Genomic DNA, 1,652 nt, shown 5'->3' on the forward strand with positions numbered 1-1,652 from the left:
GGCACTTTCAGAAGTAAGCCAATTTCCCAAAAAATAAACAACGAACTCAGGTAATTTTTACATGGATTGCCTGAGTTTTTTCTTTTTTGAGGATTCCCTTGGTGTTTTAGGTGGCATATCGTGGCAAAAAGGCATAGGTATGCCTGTAGTTTTTGGTCTTTTTAAAAGTCCGTCTATCAGGCTGCTTCCCGGCATTGTTGTCTTGCCATACGTCTGCCGATTTCCAGGCAATTGGCCGTGTGGATACCGAAGAAGATCCACAGGATTTCGGTGGCCCTGGTTTTGGCTTTTACTTTTTTCAGGTGATAATGCTCCTTTTCTTTACCAAAACTACCTTCCAGGCGGGAAGCCCGTTCTTTGGTGATTTGTCCTTTGAGTAAGGCCTGTTGTTTGTGATGTTTGCTTTTAGGTCCTTTGGGTTTAAAATCGGTCTTGATGCCATGCCTGGTAACGAATTTGCGATTGGCATTGGTAGCGTAGATCGCATCGGCCCCAAGGACCCTGAGCCTTTTTCGGGTAAGACTTTGGGCCTTATACATCGAACTTTTCAACCGGGTACCCTCATTGAAATTGTCAAAGCTAATGAGTTCGATAAAGTTGATCCCATCGATCTGCAGTTTGTTGACCTTAGCGCCAAACTCTACTTTCTTGATCTCCTTTCCCCTGACAATGGGACGTAGGTAGTCCTTACCGATACTCACAATACGCCCATTGGGCTTTTCCCCGGTCGTAAAGAGGTGCAACTGCTGTGGGTAGATTTTCCGCAGGGTCTTTAGGGTCTTATAATAACGCTTTGGAAGTTCTATGCAGTGTGTGTGGAGCAGCCACTTTTCAAAACGCAGGAACTTATCCAACAGCCGTAGCAGGGCCCGGGTGAGCGAGCGACGTTTCTTGCGCGTCTTCTTACGCATCTTGCTGTAACCGATATAGCGCTTCTTCCATTTGAGGTATTTGCTGCGGGGCAACTTCACCTCCAATACCCGGCATAGCCGCCTGATAGCTTTGTAAAGCCACTCCACAGCTTCCCAGAGCAGCTTGATGTTGGTAGGGTAGCGTACTTCACTCTCATAACAGGTCGCATCCATAACCACTTTTTCTGCTTCATCGATATAGGGCTTCCAATGCACATAAAATGCTTTTTCCACCGCATCAATTTCCAGGACCCTGGACAGTTCACAACGGATTTGGCTCACGATTTTATAATTCGTAATCCGTTCCATACCCAAATAGATATCACAGAAAAACTGATAGTCGATATTGCTGTTGAGCTGTTCGATGAGTTTACGATCGGAACATTCTGCATGATGTTTTAAAAACATCAGGGCCAAACGACCACGAGGGCTAAACTGAAAGCGGGTCCCTTTACCGGATTCTTTTAGTCCAAAGGTCTTGACCAAATCATCCCAAGGAATAGCCTGGTAGATTTTGCCCAGGTCACTCTCAAAAAAGCGTACCCGATAGGCCGCTAATTGCTCGGTGGAAGATAAAAATGAAAAACTGTGCTGTAATTCGGAGATTCTTTGTAATTTCATAGGTAGGTAAAATAGAAAAACCCCGTTTTTTGGCATTTTGGCCAATTTTCGGGGTTTGGTTTTTCTAATTTACGAATTAATTAACTGAATTACAAATGTTTATTTACTTCTGAAAGTGCC

Annotated in this window: 1 protein-coding gene; it reads right to left on the reverse strand. The window is 44.4% G+C overall.

What is annotated here, in order from left to right; genetic code table 11:
- Positions 1-176: 176 nt before the first annotated feature.
- Positions 177-1,532 (reverse strand): transposase, encoded by a 1,356-nt coding sequence (locus tag ED312_RS23485; protein WP_170164617.1) that lies wholly within the window; start codon positions 1,530-1,532, stop codon positions 177-179.
- Between the last annotated feature and the right edge of the window lie 120 nt (positions 1,533-1,652).

Source organism: Sinomicrobium pectinilyticum, from assembly GCF_003725735.1.
Taxonomy (GTDB): Bacteria; Bacteroidota; Bacteroidia; order Flavobacteriales; family Flavobacteriaceae; genus Sinomicrobium; species Sinomicrobium pectinilyticum.

Coding starts and splice junctions, on each gene's coding strand:
- ED312_RS23485 (WP_170164617.1), bottom strand. CDS start 1,532: ATGAAATTACAAAGAATCTCCGAATTACAGCACAGTTTTTCATTTTTA.